The organism is Streptomyces sp. NRRL S-350, assembly GCF_000719705.1.
Lineage (GTDB): Bacteria > Actinomycetota > Actinomycetes > Streptomycetales > Streptomycetaceae > Kitasatospora.
Genome location: NZ_JOHO01000044.1, coordinates 28,297 through 49,109, shown reverse-complemented (window position 1 = coordinate 49,109; position 20,813 = coordinate 28,297). Strand labels below are relative to the sequence as shown.

Here is a 20,813-nt window from a genome sequence, read left to right as displayed (position 1 = left end):
CGAGGAAGGGAGCATGGTGCCCAGGATCCACGAATTCTGGTCGCCCTGCGGTCGGTGCCACGGATCCGGGACGGTGATCGTCGGATGAGGTTGGTCTTCGAGTGCGTCGAGTGCGGTGGGCACTACCTGCCGCCCGAGAACATGGTGTACCCCGACGGGCCGGCCTCGCCGGTCTGGTGCACCGCCTGCCAGGGCGCCAAGCGCGCGGCCGGGCTCCGGGAGGACCCGCTGCTGGCCCGCCTCGCGCTGGCCGCCGCCCGCGCCGCGCTCGCCCGGCGGGCCGCCGAGCCGGCCGACCCGGCACCGCGCCACGACGTCCGGCCGTCCCGGCCCCCGCTGTCGCGCCGGGCCCGCTCGGGCCCGGGCGGGGTGCGCAGCAAGCTGGCCTGACGAGCCGTGGCCTGCGCGCGTCCGCCGGGCCGCGGCCGGTGCGGCCGTCACGCCCCGCTCAGAACAGCGCCTCCTGGGTGTCCGGCTCCGGCGGGCGGACCCGCTCCTGCAGGGCCAGGCCCTCGGACGGCCGGCCGACGGCCGGGGCGAGCGTCCAGCCGGTGAGCCGCCGGGTGTCCAGCAGCAGCGGGCCGGAGCCGTCCGCCTGGTCCAGGAACAGGTGCGTGCCGATCGGCGCCCGCAGCCGGCCCGCGACCACCGCGCCGTCGGCCAGTCCGGCGATCTCCCGGTAGGCCTCCGGAGCGCCCCCGGCGAGGCCGTAGCGCTCGACGTGGTCGACCACCGGGCGGTCGGCGGACAGCTCGACGGCGTGGCCCGCCAGCAGCCGGTGCGCCTGGGCCCGGGCCTCGGTGAGCACCGTACGGCGGTGCGGCGCGTCGCCGTGCGACCACCAGTGCGCCGTCTTCAGCCGGGACTTGTACCGCTCCCGGGCCAGACCGGAGGCGGCGACGGTGAGTTCGGCGCGGCGCACGGCGGGCAGGGCGCCGCGGGCGGTGAACGCGTAGGCCAGCGCGCCCTGTTCGAGCAGCCGGCTGTCACCGCGCTGCTCGGCGGTCAGGCCGACCTTCAGCAGGCCCTCGCCGAACCAGGCGAGGTAGAGCAGGTAGGTGCGGCCGTCGTCGAGGATCTGGTCCCTGGCGAGGGCGAGACCGCGGTCCACGCTCTGGCAGGCCGGGCACTGCGTCGCCGCGCCGTCCGGATCGATCACCGCGCGGTGCGGGCAGGGCGTGCGCTCCGCCGCCCCGGCCAGCCAGGCGCCGGTGCAGCGGCGCGGACCGGCCAGCAGCCAGCCGACCTCCGTGCCGGGCGCCACCGCGCGCTCGTGCACCTGCGTGCCGCGCACGGCCCCGAGCACGGCACGGCCGCCGTGCCAGCTCAGGCCGGTGGAGATCCAGCCCCCGGGGTGCTCCTGCCGCTGCGCTGCGATCGTCACGTCTCTCCCTGCGGTCGGTTCTCCGCGAGACTATCCGGCCCGACCGACAGCGCGGCCCGGTGCTCCGACCCGCCGCCCACCCCGGCCGGCCCGGCCGCCGGGCGGCTCCGGCGGGCGACCTGCGGGGGCGCCACCGCGCCTCGTGCCCGCCTCTCCCCGCCGCCGGGGAGGCCCACAGGTCGCCCGGGCTTGGCCGGGTGGGGTGTCCACGTTCTATTGTGGCGGGCGCGGTCGGCGGTGCGTGACCGGGCGGCGAGGTCGCGCGGCCGGGGTCGGCGCGAGGTGAATGGGGTGGGCGGACGGTGTCGGGGCGGCGGAGCAGCGGTGTGCTGGCGATCTGGGCGGAGGCGCAGCGGCAGCAGCAGCGCCGGGAGGAGGCCCGGTGGCGCGCCGAGGCGGCGCAGCAGCGTGGTCGGGAGCGGGAGCAGCGCGAGGCGCAGAAGGCGACCGCCCGCAACGAACGCGAGGCGCAGCGCGCGTACCAGCAGTCGCGGGAGGCGGAGGCGGCCCGTCGGACGGCCGAACTGGACGCGCGGGTCGAGGAGTTGAAGGGGCTGCTGAACACCGGGCTGGCGGCTCCGGCGTTCGGCCCGCAGGCACTGCTGGCGTCGGACGCGGTGCCGCCGTTCGATCCGGGGCCGCTGGGCGAGCCGGTGCCGATGCCCGACCAGGCCGCCACGGCGTACGCCGTGCCGGCGCCGGATCCGGTGCAGGCCCGCAACCCGGGCGTGCGGCGGCAGTACGAGCAGTACGTCGCCCAGGCCCGGGCCCGGTTCGAGCAGGACTGGTACGCCGCGCAGGCGCAGGAGTCGGACCGGCAGCGCCGGCTGGCCACGTACCACCAGGAGTACCTGGCCTGGGCCGAGCGGTTCCGCCGGCAGGACGAGGAACGCGGCGCCCGGACCGAGGAGTTGCTGCGGCGGCTGCGGGCGGGTGAGCCGGAGGCGGTGCAGGAGTACTTCACGGCGGGCCTGTACGCGTCGGCGGCCTGGCCGGAGGGCTTCCCGCACCGGCTGGTGGCGGCGTTCGACGCGGCGGCCCGCCAGCTGGTGGTGGACTGGGAGCTGCCCGGCCCGGACGTGGTGCCGGCCGCCGCCCGGGTCCGGTACGTGAAGTCGGACGACCGCGAGGCCGAGGTGGCCCGCCCGGCGACGGAGCGCAAGGCCCTGTACCGGGAGGTGCTGGCGCAGTCGGCGCTGCGGGTGGTGGCGGAGGTGTTCCGGGCGGACCGGGACGGACTGCTGGACTCGGTCGTGGTGAACGGCTTCGTCCTCGGGATCGACCCGGCGACCGGCCGGGAGGCGGAGCGCTTCCTGTCCACGCTGACCGCGACCCGGGGCGGCTTCTCCGGACTGGCCCTGGACCGGGTGGACCCGGTGGAGTGCTTCCAGGGTCTGGGGGGCCGGCTGTCGGCGCGCCCGGAGCGGCTGGACGAGGTGCGGCCCGACCGGCGGCCGCAGACGGTCGGCGGGAGCCTGGCCGGGCAGGGCGGCGAGGACGAGCCGGACCTGTTCGAGATGGACCCGCTGGACTTCGAGGACCTGATCGCCGAGTTGTTCCGGCTGCGCGGTTTCCGGGTGATGACCACGGCGCGCAGCGGCGACGTCGGGGTGGACGTGGTCGCCGAGGACCTGGACCCGGTGACCGGCGGCAAGATCGTGATCCAGGCCAAGCGCTACAAGAAGACCGTCCCGCCGACGGCCGTGCGCGACCTGGAGTCCACCGTCCGCCACCACGGCGCGATCAAGGGCATCCTGGTCACCACGGCGGGCTTCGGCCGCGGCTCGTACAGCTACATCGAGGGCAAGCCGCTGACCCTGGTGAGCGGCCCCGAGCTGGTGGAGCTGCTGGCCGAGCAGGGGCTGCGCGGGCGCCTCGGCGGCGGCGACTCCGCCGCGGGCGCGAAGCCCGGGGAGGCGGGGCGGGCCGGACGGCCCGACCAGGACGACCAGGCCGAGCGGGCGGAGCGCGCGGAGCAGGCCGCCCGGGAGACCGCCCTGACGGTGAGCTGGCAGAGCCGGACGGCGGCCGGGGACGCGGTGGAGCTGGACGTGACGGCTTTCCTGTGCGCGGGCGGCCAGGTCCTGAGCGACGATCACTTCGTGTTCTTCAACAGCCCGCAGGACCCGGACGGCGCGGTCCACCTGCACCCCACCCGCTCGGTGTCGGGCGAGCCCGTCCGGGCGGCCCGGCTGACGCTGGACCTGCGCCGGCTGCCGGCCGCGGTCGACGAGGTGGTGGTCGCCGTCTCCACCGAGGAGGAGGAGCCCCCGGTCCTGCCGTTGGGCTACGTGCACGGGCTGGCGGTCGCCGCGTCGTACGGGCCGGACGCGACCGGTCCGGCGCACTGGGCCGGGGTCACCGGCGGGGTGTCGGACAGCGCGATGCTGCTGGGCTCCTTCCGGCGGGGCGGCGACGGCTGGGAGTTCACCCAGTCCGGCCGGACGGTGCCGGACGGGCTGGCCGGCCTGGCGACGGCCTTCGGGGTCGCGGTCGAGTAGGCGGCGGCACCCTCGCCGTCAGGTGCTCACGTGGCGGGCCGGGTCGGCCTGGTCGGTTGCCGCTCCGGCTGCCCCTGGTGGTGCGGACCGGCATCGCCGAACCGGCGTCCTGGAGCTGGACGGAGGCCTCCGGCTCGTCGGCCTCGCGGCGGGCGCCGGCCGGTTGCGCGGGCGTCGGGCCGGTGGGCGTCGCCCGGAGGCGGCCGCCTTCCCGGTGCTCGGCTGCCGCCCCGGCACGACACCCGCCCCGGGCACGACGCCCGCCGCAGTTTGGTCCCGCCTGCGACGGTCCCATGACGGAACCGCCCCGCCCGGCGGTAGGCCGGGCGGGGCGGTGGAGTGGAACTGCCGGGTCAGGCGGTCGGCGTGGTGGTGGCGCGCTTCGCGGGCTTGGTCGTGCCGCCGCCCAGGACGTTGAAGAAGACGGCCAGCGTGGGCACCAGGTAGACCAGCCAGACGACCAGCTGCAGCACCGTCGGATCGGGCTGGAAGTTGAACACGCCCTTCAGCAGGGTGCCGTACCAGCTGTCCTTGGGGATGGTGCTGGAGATGTCGAAGGCCAGGCTGTGCAGGCCGGGCAGCCAACCGGCCTCCTGCAGGTCGTGCACGCCGTAGGCGAGCACGCCGGCCGCGACGACGACCAGCATCGCGCCGGTCCAGGTGAAGAACTTGGCCAGGTTGATCTTGAGTGCGCCCCGGTAGAACAGCCAGCCGAGCACCACCGAGGTGATCAGGCCGAGCGCGGCGCCGACCAGCGGGTTCCAGCCGTCGTCGGTGGCCTGCACGGCGGACCAGATGAACAGCGCGGTCTCCAGGCCCTCGCGGCCGACGGCCAGGAACGAGGTGACCACCAGCGCCGTGGTGCCCATCGCGATCGCCGCGTCCAGCTTGCCGTGCAGTTCGGTCTTCAGGTGCCGGGCGGTGCGCCGCATCCAGAACACCATCCAGGTCACCAGGCCGACCGAGATGACCGACAGCGAGCCGCCGAGCGCCTCCTGGGCCTCGAAGGTCAGCTGCGAGGAGCCGAACTGCAGCACCGCGCCGAAGGCCATCGAGAGCACCACGGCCGAGCCGACGCCGAGCCACACCGGCGGCAGCTTGTCCCTGCGGCCGGTCTTGACCAGGTAGGCGATCAGGATGCAGACGACCAGGCTGGCTTCGAGGCCTTCGCGCAGGCCGATCAGGTAGTTGCCGAACACGCGGGCTCCCGGGGTTGAAAGGTGGTACGTACGGGGTCGGGGCGGGTCAGCCGAACAGGGCCTGGCCCCACCACTCCCCCGGCTTGCGCACGCCCGCCGGGCAGGCGAAGTGGGCGGAGCCGACGTGCTGGATGTACTCGTTGAGCTTGTCGCTCGACGCCAGGCGGGTCTGCAGCGGCACGAAGGCCTTGCGGGTGTCGCGCTGGTAGGCGAGGAAGAACAGGCCGGCGTCGAGGCGGCCGAGGCCGTCCGTGCCGTCGGTGAAGGAGAAGCCTCGGCGCAGGATCATCAGGCCGTTGTTGGCGTCCGGGTGGGCGAGCGCGACGTGCGAGTCGGCGGGCATCGCCTTGAGGTCCGGCGCGTCGTGCTCCTTGGCCTTGCCGTACGGGGCGCCCTCGCCCTTGGTGCGGCCGAAGACGTCCTCCTGCTCCTTGAGCGAGGTGCGGTCCCAGGTCTCGATGTGCATCCGGATCCGCCGGGCGACCAGGTAGGAGCCGCCGGTCATCCACTCGGGGCCGTCGCCGGGGGCGGCCCAGACGTGGTCGGCGAGCTTCTCCGTCTCGGTGCCCGCGATGTTGTGGGTGCCGTCCTTGAAGCCCATCAGGTTGCGCGGGGTCTGCGCGTCCGGAGTGGTGGATGAGGTCTTGCCGAAGCCGAGCTGGGACCAGCGGATGTTGACGGTGCCCATGCCGATCCGGGCCAGGTTGCGGATCGCGTGCACGGCGACCTGCGGGTCGTCGGCGCAGGCCTGGACGCAGATGTCGCCGCCGCTGCGGGTGGGGTCGAGCTTGTCGCCCTTGAAGCCCGGCAGGTCGATCAGGGCGTCGGGGCGCTTCGCCTTCAGGCCGAAGCGGTCGACACCGTCCTTCTCGAACAGGCTCGGCCCGAAGCCGATGGTGAGGGTGAGCCGGGAGGCGGGCAGGCCGAGGGCCTCGCCGGTGTCGTCCGGCGGCGCCTCGGGCAGCCCGGTGGCGGCGCCGGTGCCGACCTCCCGGCCGCCGGTCATCGCGGCGGCGGCCTTGGTCCACTCCTTGAGCAGCTTGACCAGGGACTCCCGGGTGGCGTTCTCGGAGACGTCGAAGGCGGCGAAGTGCAGCCGGTCCTGGACGGGGGTGGCGATGCCGGACTGGTGCTCGCCGTAGAAGGGCACCTCGGTGGCGGCCGGGGCGGCGGCCGGGGCCGGGTCGTCGTCCTGCCGGGTCGCCGCGGCGACCGAGCCGACGGCGGCGGCGCCGAGCGCGACGCCCGCACCGGCCCAGCCGATGACGGCGCGTCGGCTGACCGCACCCTTGGTCGCGGCGGGGTCGGGGGCGGTGGCGCCGGTCGCGGCCGGCGTCCCGTTCTGCTGCTCGTTCTCGGCGTCCATCGCGGGCGGGCCCTTCTCTTTACCGAACTGCTGTGCGTGCTGAACTGCTGCGTACTGGACTGCTGTGCGCCGACTGCTGCCTACTGCACTGCCGCGTACTGCGCTGCTGCGTGCCGGGCTGCTGTGCGCCGAGCCGCGCCGCGGGTTCCCCTCGCCGGCTCGCGGATGCCGTGGCGGCCGGTTCGGGCCGCCACGGCGTCGGCGGGGCGGGTGGTCGCGGCGCGGGGCCGTTACTTGGCGACGACGGCGGCGGCCAGCTTCGACAGCGGCTCGCCCAGCGAGTTGACCGCGTCGGAGAAGGTCTTGCGCTCGGCCTCGGTGACCTTGTCGTAGGGGGTGAAGGTGCCGTCGGCCTGCTTGTACTTGGCGAGCAGGGCGTTGATGGCGGCGAACTCGGAGTCCAGCGTCTTGGCCAGCTCCGCGTCCTTCTCCGCGGCGACCGGCTTCAGCAGCTCGTAGGCCTTCTGCGCGCCCTCGACGTTGGCCTGGAAGTCGGCCAGGTCGGTGTGGCTGTAGCGGTCCTCCTCGCCGGTGATCTTGTTGGTGGCGACCTCGTCCAGCAGTTCCTTGGCGCCGTTGGCCATGCTGGTCGCGGTGATCTCGGCCGCGGGGATCTTCTTCTGCCAGTCCTTGAGGTCGTTGACCAGCTGGTCGGCGAGCTTCTTCTCGTCGTCGCCGATCCTGGCGTCGGCCCAGAGCGACTTCTCCAGCTTGTGCCAGCCGGTCCACCGCTGGCCCGCCTCGACCTTGTCCTCGCGGGTGTCGGTCTTGGGGTCGACGTCGCCGAAGCTCTCCGCGACCGGCTCGGTGCGCTCCCAGCCGGTGCGCGAGGGTGCGTACAGCGACTTGGCCTTCTCCAGGTCGTCCGCCTTGATGGCGGCGGCGAAGGCCTCGACCGCCGGGATGGTGGCGTCGGCCTGCTCCTGGGCGTAGCTGCGGTAGGCGTCGACGGCCGCGGTCAGCCGCGGGTCGGCCGGCGCGGCGCTGCCGCCCTCACCGGTCACGGTGATCTTCTGGCGGATGCCGTCGCCGACCATGCCGGGCTTGCAGGCGATCTCGTACGAGCCGGCCTTGATCTCGGCGTTGATGCCGGCCTTGGTGCCGGGGCCGATGTTCTCGCGCTCGGTGATGATCTTGTCGCCGTCGCCGTAGACGTAGACCTCGGTGGTCTTGGAGCCCTTGTTGCTGATGTCCAGCACGACGTGCCCGGCCGGGAAGGTGGTCTTGGAGACCTCGCACGCCGTGTCACTCGCGTTGATCTTGACCGCGTCGGCGGCGCCCGCCTTGTCGTCCTTCTTGGACGCGCAGCCGGCCAGGGTTGCGGTCGCCACGGCGAGGGTGAGCAGTGCGGCTGCGGTGGAACGGCGGCGGGCGGACATGCGGGCTCCATCGGAAAAGGGCATGGGTGTGCCGGGGCAGTGCGGGGGTCCGGCGGACCGGCACCCCGACGTTAGCTAAGGCATACCTTACGTAAACCCGATTGCCCGTCCATACCCACCCCCTGAACCGTTACCTTCCCGGTGCCCGGCGGGCGGCCGCCCGGGCCGTCCAGCGGCCCTCCTGCCGGCTGATCCGGATCGGGTGGCCGAAGGTCTCGCTGATCAACGCGGTGGTCATCACCTCGTCCACCGGCCCGGCCGCCACGCACGCGCCCTCCCGCAGCAGCAAGGCGTGCGTGGTGCTCTCCGGCAGCTCCTCCAGGTGGTGGGTGACCAGCACACTGGCCAGCTCCGGGTGCTGGTGGCGCAGCAGGTCCAGGCTGTCCAGCAGCAGCTCGCGGGCGGTGAGGTCCAGCCCGGTCGCGGGCTCGTCGAGCAGCAGCAGCCGAGGACTGGGCATCAGGGCACGGGCGATCAGGGCGCGGCCCCGCTCGCCCTGGGAGAGGGTCGTCCACGGGGACTCGGCCAGCGCGCCCATGCCCAGCGTCTCGATCAGCTGTGCGGCCCGTTCCACCACCTCCGGGGCCGCTTTGCGGTGCCACTCCGGCTCGATGGTGTTGGTGTGACCGGTGAGCACCACCTCGCGCACGGTCAGCGGCGAGCGCAGCGGGTGGCGGGGGTTGACGTGCCCGAGGTGGGCGCGCAGCTCCCGGATGTCGACCCGCCCGAGCCGGCGGCCGAACACGTCCACCTCGCCGCGGGTGGGGTGGGAGACCGCGCCCAGCAGTGCGAGCAGGGTGGACTTGCCCGCGCCGTTGGGGCCGAGCAGCGCCCAGTGCTCGCCGGGCCGGATCTCCAGGCTGATCCCGCGCAGCAGGTGGCGGCCGTCCCGGACGACGTCCACGTCCTTGGTGCGCAGCAGCGGGCCCTCGAACGAGGGGGTGGAGGGGTTCACGGTGGGGACTCCGATCGCGGCGCCGGGCAGGGTGCGGGCGGGGCGCCGCACCGGACGGGCCGGCGCCGTCCGTCCGCGTGCAGACTACGACCACCGACCGGGGCGGAGTCGGGCCGTCCGAGGAGTGGACGCGCCAGAAGTCTGTTGCACGGAGGGAGTTGGGAGGAGGATCGTGCCCCTGAGGGGACGCGGTGGCCGGCCGCGAGCGGACGCGGGGCGCCCGGGCGCGGACTCGGGCGCGGACCCGGGCGCGGGGACGCGGGCGTGAGGGGACGAGGGGGAGGCGGGATGGGAATGACTGCCGAGCGGGCCGACACCCTGCACGGGCTGGTCGAGGAGCAGGCCCGCCGGGCGCCGGCGGCGGTGGCCGTGCGCTGCGGCGAGCGCGAGCTGACGTACGGGGAGCTGGACGAGCGTGCGAACGGGCTGGCCGCCCTGCTGGCGGAGCGCGGACTGGCCCCGGGCGGCCGGGCCGCGGTCGCGCTGGGCCGGGGCACCGAGGTGTACGTGGCACTGCTCGCCGTGCTGAAGGCCGGGGCCGCGTACGTGCCGCTGGAGCCGAGCGCACCCGACGCGCTGCTGCGGCACGTGCTCGCCGACGCCGCGCCGCACGTGGTGGTGACGGAGGAGGCCCACCGGGTCCGGCTGGCGGACGCGGGCGGCGCGCAACCGGTCTGCGTGGACACGGCGGCGCGCGCCGGGGCGCCGTTCGTGCCGCCGCCGGTCGGGCCGGACGACCTCGCCTGCGTCTTCTACACCTCGGGCTCCACCGGCCTGCCCACGGGCGCGCTGGTCGAGCACCGCAACCTGCTGGCCGCCCACGAGGGTTGGCGCGAGGTGTACGGGCTGACGGCCGCGGACCGGATCCTGCAGACGGCCAGCCTGGAGTTCGACGTCTTCACCGCCGACTGGGTGCGCGCGCTCTGCACCGGCGCCACCCTGGTCGTCGCCCCGTACAACCTCACCCTGGACCGCACCGCCGACGTCGCCCTGCTGCCCGAGCTGGTGGCCGCCGAGCGGATCACCGTCCTGGAGCTGAACGTCCGCACCGCGCGCCGGCTGACCGCCCTGCTGGCCGGGACCGTCGGCACCCGGGCGGGAGACACCCGGGCCGGCGGCGCGCTGCCCGGGGTGCGGCTGCTCACCGTGGGCGCCGAGAAGTGGTACCTGGACGAGCAGTTGGGCCTGCAGCGGCTCCTCGGCGAGGACACCAGGGTGCTGAACGTCTACGGACTGGCCGAGGCCACCGTGGACAGCACGTACTTCGACGCGCAGGGCACGGCCGCGGCCGACGGAGCCGAGCGGGTCTCGCTGGTCGGCCGTCCCTTCCCCGGCACCCGGGTGTACGTGCTGGGCCCGAACGGCACGCCCGTGCCGCGGGGCCGGCTCGGCGAGATCGCCGTCGCGGGCGGCGGCCTGACCCGCGGCTACCTCAACCGCCCGGTGGAGACCGCCCGCCGCTTCGTCCGGGCGGACTTCGACCCGGACGGCCGGGTGCTGCTGACCGGCGACCTCGGGGTGCTGCGGGCGGACGGCGTGCTGGAGTTCACCGCCCGGGCCGAGGCCGTGGTCGGGCCGCTCGGCCCGCAGCGGGCGACCACGGTGCTGGCGCAGGTCCGGGCGGCGGCCCGGGCCGAGGCCGCACTGCGCGGGCACCGGGCGGTCCGGGAGGCGGCCGTCGTCGAGGTGGTGCCCGCGCCGGGGAAGCGGCTGCTGGTCGGCTACGCCGTGATCGCGCCGGGCGCCGACCCTGCGGACGCGGACCCTGCGGACGGCACGGGCGGAGCCGGCGGCACGGACGGCTGGTCGCTCTCGCAGTACCTGCGGGCGCAACTCGACGGCCGGTCGGTGCCCGCCGCCGTCGTCCCGGTGTCCGAGCTGCCGCGCACCCGGGCGGGCAAGCTGGACCGCGCGGCCCTGCCGCTGCCGGCCCCGCCGGAGCACACCGCCCCCGCCCGCCCGGGCGCGGCCGGGTCACGGACCACCGGGTCACGCAAGGCGGGCGCGCGCACGGCGGGGTCGCGCAAGGGCGGCGGCAAGGCCGGTGGCGGGGGCGGCTCGGCGGGCTCGGCCGGCCCGGCGAGTTGCTTCGCCGTGGCGGTGGTGGTGCTCGGGGCGTTCTTCGCGGCCGTCACCGCCGACGTCTTCTTCCCCGGCGCGAGGGACCTCTCGGCGGTGCCGTCCGGCTACCACTTCGGTTTCGAGCTGCTCTATCGGTGCGAGGACCTGTCGTTCGGCGCCGGAACGGCCTTCCTGTTCTTCGGCCTCCCGGCCGTGCTGCGACAGGGCCGCCCGGTGCGGCTGTCCCTGCTCACCTACCTGTCGGTGGTCTGGCTGCTCGCCTCCTGGTGGCCGCAGGACAACCTCTACCGGCTCACCTCCGCCACGGACTGGCCGCGCGAGACGGCGATGGTCCTCGTCTTCAACATCCCGCTGATGCTGGCGGCGGTCGTGGTGGTGACCTTCCTGCTGAGCCGGCCGCGTACGCCCGCGAAGCGCTGACGCGGCGGTCAGCGCAGCGCCTCGAACATCCGGGCCAGGCCGTGGTTCGCGGCGGCGACCAGGGCCTCGGCCGCGTCCAGCGCCTCGGTGTCCGGCCCGGCGAGGGCGAGGCCGACGGCGGGCTCCGGCTCGTGGCAGGCCGTCGGGATCAGCGGCAGCAGCGTGACGCCGAGCCTGGCGCAGCGCGGCCGCAGCCGTTCCAGGTGGTCGTGCAGCGCCGACGGGGCGAGCCGGGCGCCGAGCGGCATCCCGTCGAGGGTGCGGACGAGGTGGCCCGGTCCGCGCACCCGGTCGAGGCGGGCGGCCAGCACGAAGGCGGCGGCGGGGCCGGTGAGCCGCAGGTTGATCTCGGTGGGGGCGAGTCGGCGCTGCCGGTCGGTGACGAAGTCGACGTCGTACCAGCCGCGGTAGCCGTCGGCGGCCAGCCGCTCCCCCACGGCCAGGGCGAACCGGCGGGCCGTCCCTGCGGCGTCCTGCGGCACCGTGCCGGGGCCGACGGTGACGCCCTGGTAGCGGGTGCCGGCCACGTCCATGACGCCCGCGCCGACCGGGTGGACGGTGCCGTCCGGGCCGACCAGGGCGTCGTAGGTGAGGTCGCGCAGCCGGGCGACCGGGCCCGGGTCCACGTACTCCTCCAGCAGCAACTCGCCCTCGCGCGGCAGGATCTCGGCGCCGGTCAGCCGCCGCAGCAGGGCCCGGCCGCCGCCCGCGGCGAACAGGTCGGCGGGCTCGACCACGACGGTGCCGTAGCCGCCGACGCCGTACGGGCTCTTCAGTACGGTGGTCAGGCCCCGCAGGGCGCGGGCGGTCAGCCGGCGGGCGGCCCGGCGCCGGCCGGCCGGGCGCTCCTGCTCCGGCAGCCGGATGCCGGGGTGGCCGGGGGCGAGGGCGGCGAACAGGTCGTGCGCGGCGGCCTTGGACTCGTAGCGGCGCACGGCGGCCAGCTCGGGCCCGTCGCCCTGGGCGGGCGTCCGGCCCCAACCGATCACCGGACGGCCGGAGTCGGCGATCCGCGCGGCCAGCCCGGGGCTGGCGGCGAGCGCCTCGGCCACCGTCCGGTCCGGGGCCACGCCGCTGTGCACCTCGACCGGGCCCCAGACCAACTCCCGGGCGAGCCAGTCGGTCCACTCCGGGGCGACCTCGGCGGGCAGCACCAGCAGGGCCGGTTCGGGGCTGTAGCAGGTGGCCAGGCAGGCGTAGTGGTGGGCCTGCCGCAGTCGGCGCAGGCGCTGGGCCGCGTCCGTGCCGGGGGCGAGGAACTGCGCGTTGAAGTCCGCGACGTCGCCCACGTGGACCGCCGCCCGCCCGCCGGTCCAGGCCCCCACCCATCCATCCATGGGGCGAGAGCGTAGGGCCTGGGCCGGGGCGGCGACAGCCCCGGAGCGGTGGGTCGTGCCACTGCCGGGCGGAGGCCGTAATAGCCCGTCACGACGACACCGTAGAGGCCTTGTTAACTTCCGATCATTTTTGAATGTCCAAGGACACAACTTGGCAAAGTTATGACCTTTCCTCTAGCTGGACCTGACTGACCGCCGTCAATCTCGGTCGCAGCTCTTTTCCCTGCATCCACCCCACTGGAGTCAGAGTGACCCCCACGTCCTCGTTCCGCCGTGCCCGCGTGGCCGCAGCCGTCGCGCTGGTCGCCGCCCTCGCCGGCGCGACCGTCCCCGCCGCCACGGCCTCCGCCGCGACCGACCCGCGCACGGCCGCGATATCCCAGGCCCGCGCCAACGTCGCCCACAACGCCTCGGTGTTCGGCTTCGGCACCGGCCAGGACCTCGTGGTCAAGGACGTCGTGCTCGACGCCGACGGCACCTCGCACGTCCGCTTCGACCGCACCTACCAGGGCCTGCCGGTCGTCGGCGGCGACCTGGTCGTCCACCAGGACGCCAAGGGCAGGCTCAAGGACACCTCCCGCGCGGCCGCCCACGAAGCCGCCGTGAAGTCGACCGTCCCGAAGGTGCCCGCGCAGTCCGGCGCCGCCGACGCGCTGTCCGCCGCCCCCGGCGTCAAGGACGCCGTCAGCACCCCCGAGCTGGTCGTCTGGGCCGCCGACGGCATCCCGCGCCTCGCCTGGCGCACCACCGTCGAGGGCACCGGCGAGCACGGCCAGCCGGCCGGCAAGGTCGTCGTCACCGACGCCACCACCGGCGAGCAGATCGAGTCGTACGACGCCGAGCACCAGGCCTCCGGCACCGGCAACTCCGAGTACACCGGCACGGTCACCATCGACACCACCCCGGTCAGCGGCGGCTACACCCTGACCGACCCGGTCCGCGGCACCGTCACCAAGGACGCCGGCAACCTCTCCGCGAGCTCGATCAAGGCCTCCTCGGGCACCGCGTTCACCAGCACCACCAACGTCTGGGGCGACGGGAGGAAGTTCTCCACCGACCGCTCCACCGCGGCCGTCGACGCCCACGCCAACACCGCCTGGACGTACGACTACTACAAGAACACCTTCGGCCGCAGCGGCATCAAGAACGACGGCAAGGGCGCGACCGTCTTCGTCCACGTCGGCACCGCCTGGGACAACGCCCAGTGGTCCGACAGCTGCTTCTGCATGATGACCGGCGACGGCGACGGCAGCCACGACCCCGAGCAGGTCGACCTCGACACCATGGGCCACGAGATGACCCACGGCGTCACCAGCGCCACCGCCAACCTGCGCTACAGCGGCGAGTCCGGCGGCCTCAACGAGTCCACCAGCGACATCTTCGGCACCATGGTCGAGTGGTACGCCAACAACAAGGTCGACACCCCCGACTACCTGTTCAGCGACCAGTCCACCCCGCCGTGGCTGCGCCGCTTCGACAAGCCCTCGCTCGACGGCCGCTCGGCGGACTGCTGGAGCAGCTCGGTCGGCAAGCTGGACGTGCACAACTCCTCGGGCGTCGGCAACCACTGGTTCTTCCTGGCCAGCGAGGGCAGCGGCAGCAGGACCATCAACGGCTTCACCTACAACAGCCCCACCTGCAACGGCTCCACGGTGACCGGCATCGGCAACCAGAAGGTCGCCAAGATCTGGTACCGCGCGCTGACCGTCTACATGACGTCCACCACCACCTACAAGGGCGCCCGCACCGCCTCGCTGAGCGCGGCCAAGGACCTCTACGGCCTCAACAGCACCGAGTACAAGGCCGTCGCGGCGGCCTGGAGCGGCGTCAACGTCAGCTGACCCGGCCGCTCCTAGTGGTCGAACCCGACGTGGCAGTGGTCGTGGTGGGTGTCGTCGGTGAAGAACCGGTTGCCGGCCCCCGGGATCGCCACCGGGCCGCCCACGTTGTACGAACCGGCGGCGGCCGCGTCCCGCATGAAGGACTCGACCAACTGCCGGGGCGTGGCCCGGTCCACCACGGCCAGGCCGTCGATCCGCCAGACGTCGAAGGCCCGGCCCAGCGGATGGTCGCTGGGCCGGGTCGTCCCGAAGACGTCCAGCGGGTGGCCGGTCCGCACCACGCTCACCGTCAGCGTGTACGGGCCCGCCAGCGCCAGCATCGCCTGCAGCACGCTGTCGTGGACGGTGCCGCTGCGCAGGTCGGCCGCCGCCTCGGGCGGCAGCTCGATCCTCGGTTCGGCCAGCACCCGGGCCACCGCCGGGGCCGGTGCGGCGGCAGCCGGGCCCGCGACGCCTGGGTGCAGCGCGGTGACCGTCCAGCGCGGCTCGGCCCGGCTCAACCGGACGTCCACGGTGGTGCCGCCCTCCGCCACCGAACCGTCCGGGCCCCTGGTCCACTGACGGCACACCACCAGCACGCTCGCCGAGTCGGCGAGGATCCCGCCGTACTGGGCGACGAGCACCTCAAGGCTCGCCTCCGGCACCGGCGGGGCCAGTGGGCCCGCCTGGTCCGCCAGCGCGGGCGGCAGCCCGAGCGCCGCCACCCGGGCCCGGGCCGCCTCCACGCCCTGCCCGCCGGGCGGCCAGGCGCCGAGCGCGGCGACCAGCTCGACGGCGCGGCGCTTGACGTCGGGCTGGATCTCGGACGGGCCGGGCTGCCAGAGCGGCGGCCGGGGCAGCGGGGTGGGCGACGGGGCCTGCGTGGGGGTCAGCGCCTGCGACGGGGCCGAGGTCGGGGCCGGAGTCGGGGCCGGTGTGCCGGCCGAACTGCCCTTTGCCGCCCGGGGCTTGCCCCCGCCCCCGCTCGTACACCCGGCCGCGCCCAGCAGCAGCGCCGCACCCGCCGTCCGCAGCACCCCGCGCCGGTCCGGGCCCCGTCGTCCACCGTCTCCGCTCGTCACGCGGCCAGTATGCGGTCCGGTCCGGCGCGGTGGTCGGACCCCGCCACGGGGTGTCAGCCCGGACGGCGGACCGGCTCCCCGGCCAGGAAGGCCGCGATGTCCTCCACCGCCTCGCCGTAGTACCGCCGGTAGTCGTCCGGCGAGACGTACCCCGGGTGCGGGGTGGCGAGCCGCCGGGGCGCGGTGCGCATCGGGTGGTCGGCGGCCAGCGGCTCGATGTCGAGGACGTCGACGGCGGCGGCCGGTTCCTCCTCGGAGGAGACGTGCTCGCGGAAGGCCGTCACCGCGACCCGGTCGGCCACCGGGGACCAGTCGGCGAAGCTGGTGGCGACGCCTTGGAAGTCGTCCAGGACGGCGCAGCGAAGCGTCGGAATCGTCATGCCCGCACTCTCCCGGACGGCCCCGCCGCCCGGCGTGCCGGGCCCCCGCCGCGGTCCGGTCTGGCAGATTGGCCCGCGGAGGGGGATCCACCGGCACGGGAACCAGGGAGACGCACGATGGCCAGGCTCACCCTCACCACCTTCCTCACCCTCGACGGCGTGATGCAGGCCCCCGGCGCCCCGCAGGAGGACGTCTCCGGAGACTTCCCGTACGGCGGCTGGCTGGCCCCCTTCGCCGACGAGGAGTCGGGTCGCTACCTGGCCGTGGTGCTCGAGCGGGCGCAGGCCTTCCTGCTGGGGCGGCGGACGTACGAGATCTTCGCCTCCTACTGGCCGCAGGTGACCGACCCCGCCGATCCGATCGCGGCCCGGTTGAACGGCCGGCCGAAGTACGTCGCCTCGCACACCCTCGCCGAGGCCCGGTGGGGGCCGGGCACGGTGCTGGGCGGGGACGTCCCGGCCGAGGTGGCGCGGCTGAAGGAGCGGCTCGGCCCGGAGGGGGAGCTGCAGGTCCACGGCAGCGGGGCGCTGGCGCGCTCGCTGATGGCCCATGACCTGATCGACGAGTACCGCCTGCTGGTCTTCCCGGTCGTCCTCGGCCGGGGTGTCCGCCTCTTCCCGGACGGCGGCCTGCCGACCGCCTTCGAGCTCACGTCCGCCACCGCCACCGGCGCGGGCGTCACGATCCAGACCTACCGGCCGACCGGGCGGGCCGCCTTCGGGGACCTCAGCGTCCGGTAGGCGGAGCCCGGGACCGTGCGCCGCGCGGCGGCGGGCCGCTACGCGGCGGCGGTCTGCGGGAGCCCGCTCCTGGTACCGGTGGCGACGGCCAGGCCGAGCACACAGCCCGCCACCAGGCCGGCGCCGTGGTTGTTCGCCATCCCGCACAGGACCAGGCCCACGACCGGGATGAGCAGGACGAACCAGTCGGCCTTGAGCGCGGGCCCCCGGAGCCCGCCGCGCAGCAGGCAGGTGACGACCAGGGCGCCCAGCAGGCCGCAGACGGCCACGGAGTCGCCGCCGCCGCGCGGCGACCAGCCGCTCAGGCTCACCACGTGGGCGAGCACACCGCTGGCCAGGAAGACCGTCAGGGTCCGCCACCAGCCGAGCACCGACTCGGCGACGGCGCCGACCACCAGCAGGGCGGCAAGGTTGAACGCGATCTGCATCAGGCCGGACGACTGCACCAGCAGCGCGGTGCCCGCCCGCCACCACTGCCCGTCGGACAGCGCCCCCGGCTGCCGCATCAGATCGTCGACCACCTCGGGCACCGCGTACTGGACCACGGCCATCACGGCCATCACGGCGAACAGCGCGGCGGTGGCCCGGGGGCGGCGCAGCAGGGCGGCCCGGACGACGCCGACCACCTCACCCGGGCCGGCGGCCGTCGGGCCTCCCGCTGCCGGCCCGCCGCCTCCGGAGCCGGCCAGTACCAGCGTCCGCAGTCCCGCGCCGACCACCACGGCAGCGCTCACGTACAACCCGATCTCGTGCGGCGACATCGCCGGCCCCCCGTTTTCGAACAAGACCCGGGCGGTCCTGCCCGGGTGTCCGGTCATCATCCCCACCGGACCGGGTTCCGCGCCAGCGCGGACGATCATGGATCAGGCAGGACGGCCGTCACAGCCGGCCCGCGGCCGTCCGCGGTGGCGATCCGGGTGTCCCGGTCGAGGACGAGGCGACCGTCGGAGGCGGTGAGCGGGCCCTGCGGCTGCTCGGCCGGGTGCCCGTCGCGCCGCGCGGCCTGGCCGGCGGTACCCGGCGGCGCCCAGGCCGCGGCCCAACCGGCCAGCTCCGCCGGTCGGTTGGTGATGATGCCGTCCACCCCGGCGTCCGCGAGGGCCCTCCAGCGGGCGGGCCGGTCGACCGTCCAGACGTTGACCGAGACCCCGGCGGCGTGCAGCTCCCGGACGATGCCGGGGCGGGCGGAGAGCGCCTCGTCCGAGGGGTTGTAGGCGGCCAGGCCGAGCTCGCGGGCGGTGGCGACCGGGTCGGCGTCCAGGTCGGCGCGCAGCAGGCCGAGCGGCAGTTCGGGGGCCAGCTCGCGGGTGAAGCGCAGGGCGTCCACCTCGAAGCTCTGCACGAGGACCCGGTCGGTCATGCCGTGGTCGCGGACCTCCTGCACGATCCGGGCGACCTCGTCCCGGGTGTGCGGTCCCTTGATCTCCAGCAGCAGGTTGCCGCCGCGGGTGCGCAGGTCCTCCAGCTGGGCGGCCAGGGTGGGCAGGCGGGTGCCCGCGTAGGCCGGGGCGAACCAGGAGCCGGCGTCCAGCGCGTCGAGTTGGGCGGCGGTCAGGTCGCGGATGCGGCCCTTGCCGTCGGTGGTGCGGTCCACGGTGTCGTCGTGCAGGACGTACGGGACGCCGTCCCTGCTGGACTGGACGTCGTCCTCGATCCACCCGGCGCCGGCCCGCCGGGCCACCTCGTCGGACACCAGGGTGTTCTCGGGCGCGGCGGAGGAGGCGCCGCGGTGGGCGAAGACGGTCGGCGGCGCGCCCGCCGGGCGCAGCCGGACCGTCGGTGCCGGTTCGGCCTTTGCGGGGTCGGCCTGTGCGGGGTCGGCCGTCCGGACGGGGGCTCCGGTGAGGGCGACGGTGCCGAGGGCGGCCCCGAGGAGCGCGGCGACGAGTCCGGTCCGGTGGTGGCGGCGGGGGTACCGACTGGGCGTCATGTCCGGCACGATACGGCCGCGCGGCGGATCCGGCCGGGCGACACCGGAAACCAGGGCGGCGTTACGGAAGGCGGAGGAACACCCCGTCACCCCTGCCCCAGTGGCGCCAGCAGCGCCTCCGCCGACGCCGTGCGGGCGTAGAGCACCGACCGCCCGACCCGGTGGGCGCTGACCAGCCGGGCGTCCCGCAGGGCCGTCAGGTACTGGGACACGGCCGCGGGGGAGAGCCCGGTGCGGTGGGCGAGCTCGGTGGTGGACGCCGGGGCTGCCAGCTCGGTCAGCAGCCGGGTGCGGGAGCGGCCGAGGACGGCGGCCAGGGCCTCTGCGCCGGCGGGCGGGGCGGTCGCCCACAGGGTGCCGATCCCGCGCGCGGGGTAGGCGAGCTGCAGCGGGTCCGGCGGGGTGAGGCGGGTGTACAGCGCCGGGCCGGTGAAGGCGGACGGGATCAGCAGCAGCCCCGCCCCGGCCGTCCGGTCCGGCAGCGGGCGGCTGCGGTGGCGCAGCCGCAACGTGTCCTCCGTCCAGCGGAGTTCGGCGTGCAGGCCGTTCAGGACCCGGGCCGCGCCGTGTTCGGCCGCCTGCCGGGCGCGGTACAGCACGTCCGCGTCCAGGACGGCGCGGATCCGGGCCCAGTACGGGGCGAGCGCGAGCTGCCAGTACGCCTCGACCGCCTCGGTGAGCCGGGCCAGGCCGCCGACCGGGTCGCCGTACAGGGCGCGCAGGCGGGGGCCGAGCCCGCCCCGGTCGTCCCGCAGCCGGTCGAGGTCGCGCCGGACCAGCCGGGCCGGGGTGGCGCGGATCGCCACCAGCTCCTCCGCCAGGCTGGGGGCGGGCCCGGCCGGGGTCGGGTTGAGGAAGTCCGGTACGTACCCGGCGGGCGGGACGAGTTCGGCGAGGAGGGCGTACCCCGGGCCGAGTGCCGCCAGCCGGGGCCGCACCTGCTCCGCCCAGGGCCGGTGGACGGGGTGGGCGAGCCCGGAGCGCAGCAGCCGCAGGCTCGGACCGACCTCCCACATCGGGGAGAACGCGAAGCGCATCCGCGCCAGGTCCCCCGCCGTGAACAACAGCGCGGCCGCCAAGCCCGACCCCCCGTGGATTCAGACATGTTCGAATCGTTGGCGGTCAGGCTAGTGCAATGGCGATCATGACAGGCATGACTTCGGAGAACACCGCGAACACCACCATGACCACTCCCGTGCACACCGCCAGGACCGCCGCTGGGACCGCCGCCGGGAACACCGCCGCCACCGCCCCCGTGGACGCCGCGGCCTCCGGCACGTGGACGCTCGGCGACCGCGCCGTCCACCGCATCGGCTTCGGCACCATGCGCCTGCCGCAGACCGGCCCCGCCCTCACCCCGCACGCCGTACCGCGCGACCGCGAGCAGGCCCTGCGGGTGCTGCGCCGCGCCGTCGAACTCGGCGTCAACCACATCGACACCGCCGCGTTCTACTTCTCCCCGCTGCGCTCCGCCAACGAGCTGGTCAACCGGGCCCTCGCGCCGTACGGCGACGACCTGGTGATCGCCACCAAGGTCGGCCCGGCCCGCGGCCCCGACGGCCACTGGACGGAGCACGCCCGCACTCCCGAGCGGCTGCGCGCCCAGGTCGAGCAGAACCTGCGCGAGCTCGGCCGCGACCACCTCGACCTGGTCAACCTGCGGATCGTCGGCACCGACCCCGTCGCCGAACGCTTCGGCGCGCTGGCCGAGTTGCGGCAGGCCGGGCTGATCCGCCACCTCGGACTGTCCAACATCCGCCCGCACCACCTCGCCGAGGCGCAGGCCATCGCGCCCGTGACCTGCGTACAGAACCCGTACGGCATCGGCTCCTCGCCCGCGCAGGACGAACTGCTGCGGCTCTGCGGCGAGCAGGGCATCGCCTTCGTCCCCTTCTACGCCATCGCCGGCGCGGGGCGGGAAGGCGGCGCGAGCACGGCCGAGCCGCCCCAGGTGCGGATCATCGCCGAGGCACGCGGGGTGAGCACCGCGCAGGTGCGCCTGGCCTGGACGCTGCACCGCGGCCCGCACGTCCTGGCCATCCCCGGCACCGGCGACGTGGCGCACCTGGAGGACAACGTCGCCGCCGGGGCGCTGCAGCTGTCGGCGCAGGAGCTGGCCCTGCTCGAGGAGGCCCACACGGACACCCCCGCCGACTGAGCCGGAACCGCCCGGCGCCCGGCGCGCGTCGCTCCCGGCACGGCTCGCCCCCACCCTGACATCCACCGAGGAGACCCGG

General features: G+C 75.2%; 16 protein-coding genes and 1 pseudogene. 6 read left to right on the top strand and 11 right to left on the bottom strand.

The genetic code is table 11. The features are described from left to right. The first annotated feature begins 84 nt into the window (after positions 1-84). Entirely contained in the window at positions 85-390 is a 306-nt protein-coding gene (locus IF30_RS0129270) for a hypothetical protein (protein WP_158835558.1), read from the top strand. A gap of 58 nt (positions 391-448) precedes the next feature. Here IF30_RS0129270 and IF30_RS0129265 read toward each other — a convergent pair whose 3' ends face one another. Next, positions 449-1,384, bottom strand: a complete 936-nt coding sequence (locus IF30_RS0129265) for a DUF2797 domain-containing protein (RefSeq protein ID WP_051711469.1) — start codon at positions 1,382-1,384, stop codon at positions 449-451. A 326-nt stretch (positions 1,385-1,710) separates the two neighbouring features. On the opposite strand from IF30_RS0129265, the gene IF30_RS0129260 reads away from it, so the two are divergent. After that, a complete protein-coding gene (locus tag IF30_RS0129260) occupies positions 1,711-3,885 on the top strand; it encodes a restriction endonuclease (protein WP_051711467.1) in 2,175 nt (724 codons plus the stop codon). 353 nt (positions 3,886-4,238) lie between these two features. On the opposite strand, the gene efeU is transcribed toward IF30_RS0129260, so the two are convergent. From efeU to IF30_RS0129240, 4 genes are all read right to left on the bottom strand, one after another. After that, positions 4,239-5,084: an iron uptake transporter permease EfeU gene (efeU, locus tag IF30_RS0129255; protein ID WP_051711465.1), complete on the bottom strand. Its 846-nt coding sequence runs from the start codon at positions 5,082-5,084 to the stop codon at positions 4,239-4,241. Between the two features lie 46 nt (positions 5,085-5,130). Beyond that, positions 5,131-6,450 carry an iron uptake transporter deferrochelatase/peroxidase subunit gene (gene efeB, locus IF30_RS0129250; RefSeq protein WP_037901548.1) on the bottom strand — a complete coding sequence of 440 codons (1,320 nt, stop codon included), beginning with the start codon at positions 6,448-6,450 and terminating at the stop codon, positions 5,131-5,133. Positions 6,451-6,680: 230 nt separating this feature from the next. Continuing rightward, positions 6,681-7,829, bottom strand: a complete 1,149-nt coding sequence (efeO, locus tag IF30_RS0129245; RefSeq protein ID WP_030244028.1) for an iron uptake system protein EfeO — start codon at positions 7,827-7,829, stop codon at positions 6,681-6,683. 130 nt (positions 7,830-7,959) lie between these two features. After that, positions 7,960-8,784 (bottom strand): ABC transporter ATP-binding protein, encoded by an 825-nt coding sequence (locus tag IF30_RS0129240; protein WP_030244026.1) that lies wholly within the window; start codon positions 8,782-8,784, stop codon positions 7,960-7,962. A gap of 288 nt (positions 8,785-9,072) precedes the next feature. Here IF30_RS0129240 and IF30_RS42135 point away from each other — a divergent pair, with 288 nt between their 5' ends. Continuing rightward, positions 9,073-11,286, top strand: a complete 2,214-nt coding sequence (locus tag IF30_RS42135; RefSeq protein WP_078891810.1) for an AMP-binding protein — start codon at positions 9,073-9,075, stop codon at positions 11,284-11,286. 8 nt (positions 11,287-11,294) lie between these two features. Here the strand turns inward: IF30_RS42135 and IF30_RS0129230 are convergent, their stop codons facing one another. After that, positions 11,295-12,623, bottom strand: a complete 1,329-nt coding sequence (locus tag IF30_RS0129230; RefSeq protein ID WP_158835555.1) for a hypothetical protein — start codon at positions 12,621-12,623, stop codon at positions 11,295-11,297. A 248-nt stretch (positions 12,624-12,871) separates the two neighbouring features. On the opposite strand from IF30_RS0129230, the gene IF30_RS0129225 reads away from it, so the two are divergent. Then, positions 12,872-14,464: a M4 family metallopeptidase gene (locus IF30_RS0129225; protein WP_030244021.1), complete on the top strand. Its 1,593-nt coding sequence runs from the start codon at positions 12,872-12,874 to the stop codon at positions 14,462-14,464. An 11-nt stretch (positions 14,465-14,475) separates the two neighbouring features. Here the strand turns inward: IF30_RS0129225 and IF30_RS50375 are convergent, their stop codons facing one another. Together IF30_RS50375 and IF30_RS45700 are read right to left on the bottom strand one after the other, a co-directional pair. Beyond that, positions 14,476-15,525: a hypothetical protein gene (locus IF30_RS50375; RefSeq protein ID WP_267884572.1), complete on the bottom strand. Its 1,050-nt coding sequence runs from the start codon at positions 15,523-15,525 to the stop codon at positions 14,476-14,478. A gap of 53 nt (positions 15,526-15,578) precedes the next feature. Then, a pseudogene (locus tag IF30_RS45700) lies at positions 15,579-15,764 on the bottom strand (D-2-hydroxyacid dehydrogenase family protein); the annotation flags it as partial. A 258-nt stretch (positions 15,765-16,022) separates the two neighbouring features. Between IF30_RS45700 and IF30_RS0129210 the strand changes: the two are divergent. Continuing rightward, positions 16,023-16,646: a dihydrofolate reductase family protein gene (locus IF30_RS0129210; RefSeq protein ID WP_030244015.1), complete on the top strand. Its 624-nt coding sequence runs from the start codon at positions 16,023-16,025 to the stop codon at positions 16,644-16,646. Positions 16,647-16,684: 38 nt separating this feature from the next. Here the strand turns inward: IF30_RS0129210 and IF30_RS0129205 are convergent, their stop codons facing one another. The 3 genes from IF30_RS0129205 to IF30_RS0129195 all read right to left on the bottom strand — a co-directional run bounded on the left by IF30_RS0129205 (position 16,685) and on the right by IF30_RS0129195 (position 19,655). Further along, positions 16,685-17,407, bottom strand: a complete 723-nt coding sequence (locus IF30_RS0129205; protein WP_030244014.1) for a rhomboid family intramembrane serine protease — start codon at positions 17,405-17,407, stop codon at positions 16,685-16,687. 95 nt (positions 17,408-17,502) lie between these two features. Beyond that, positions 17,503-18,576: a glycerophosphodiester phosphodiesterase gene (locus IF30_RS0129200; RefSeq protein ID WP_078891808.1), complete on the bottom strand. Its 1,074-nt coding sequence runs from the start codon at positions 18,574-18,576 to the stop codon at positions 17,503-17,505. Between the two features lie 86 nt (positions 18,577-18,662). Continuing rightward, complete coding sequence (locus IF30_RS0129195; RefSeq protein ID WP_234322883.1) at positions 18,663-19,655, bottom strand: ArsR/SmtB family transcription factor; 993 nt, start codon at positions 19,653-19,655, stop codon at positions 18,663-18,665. A 74-nt stretch (positions 19,656-19,729) separates the two neighbouring features. Between IF30_RS0129195 and IF30_RS0129185 the strand changes: the two genes are divergently transcribed. Further along, positions 19,730-20,734: an aldo/keto reductase gene (locus tag IF30_RS0129185; RefSeq protein WP_078891807.1), complete on the top strand. Its 1,005-nt coding sequence runs from the start codon at positions 19,730-19,732 to the stop codon at positions 20,732-20,734. Positions 20,735-20,813 lie beyond the last annotated feature (79 nt).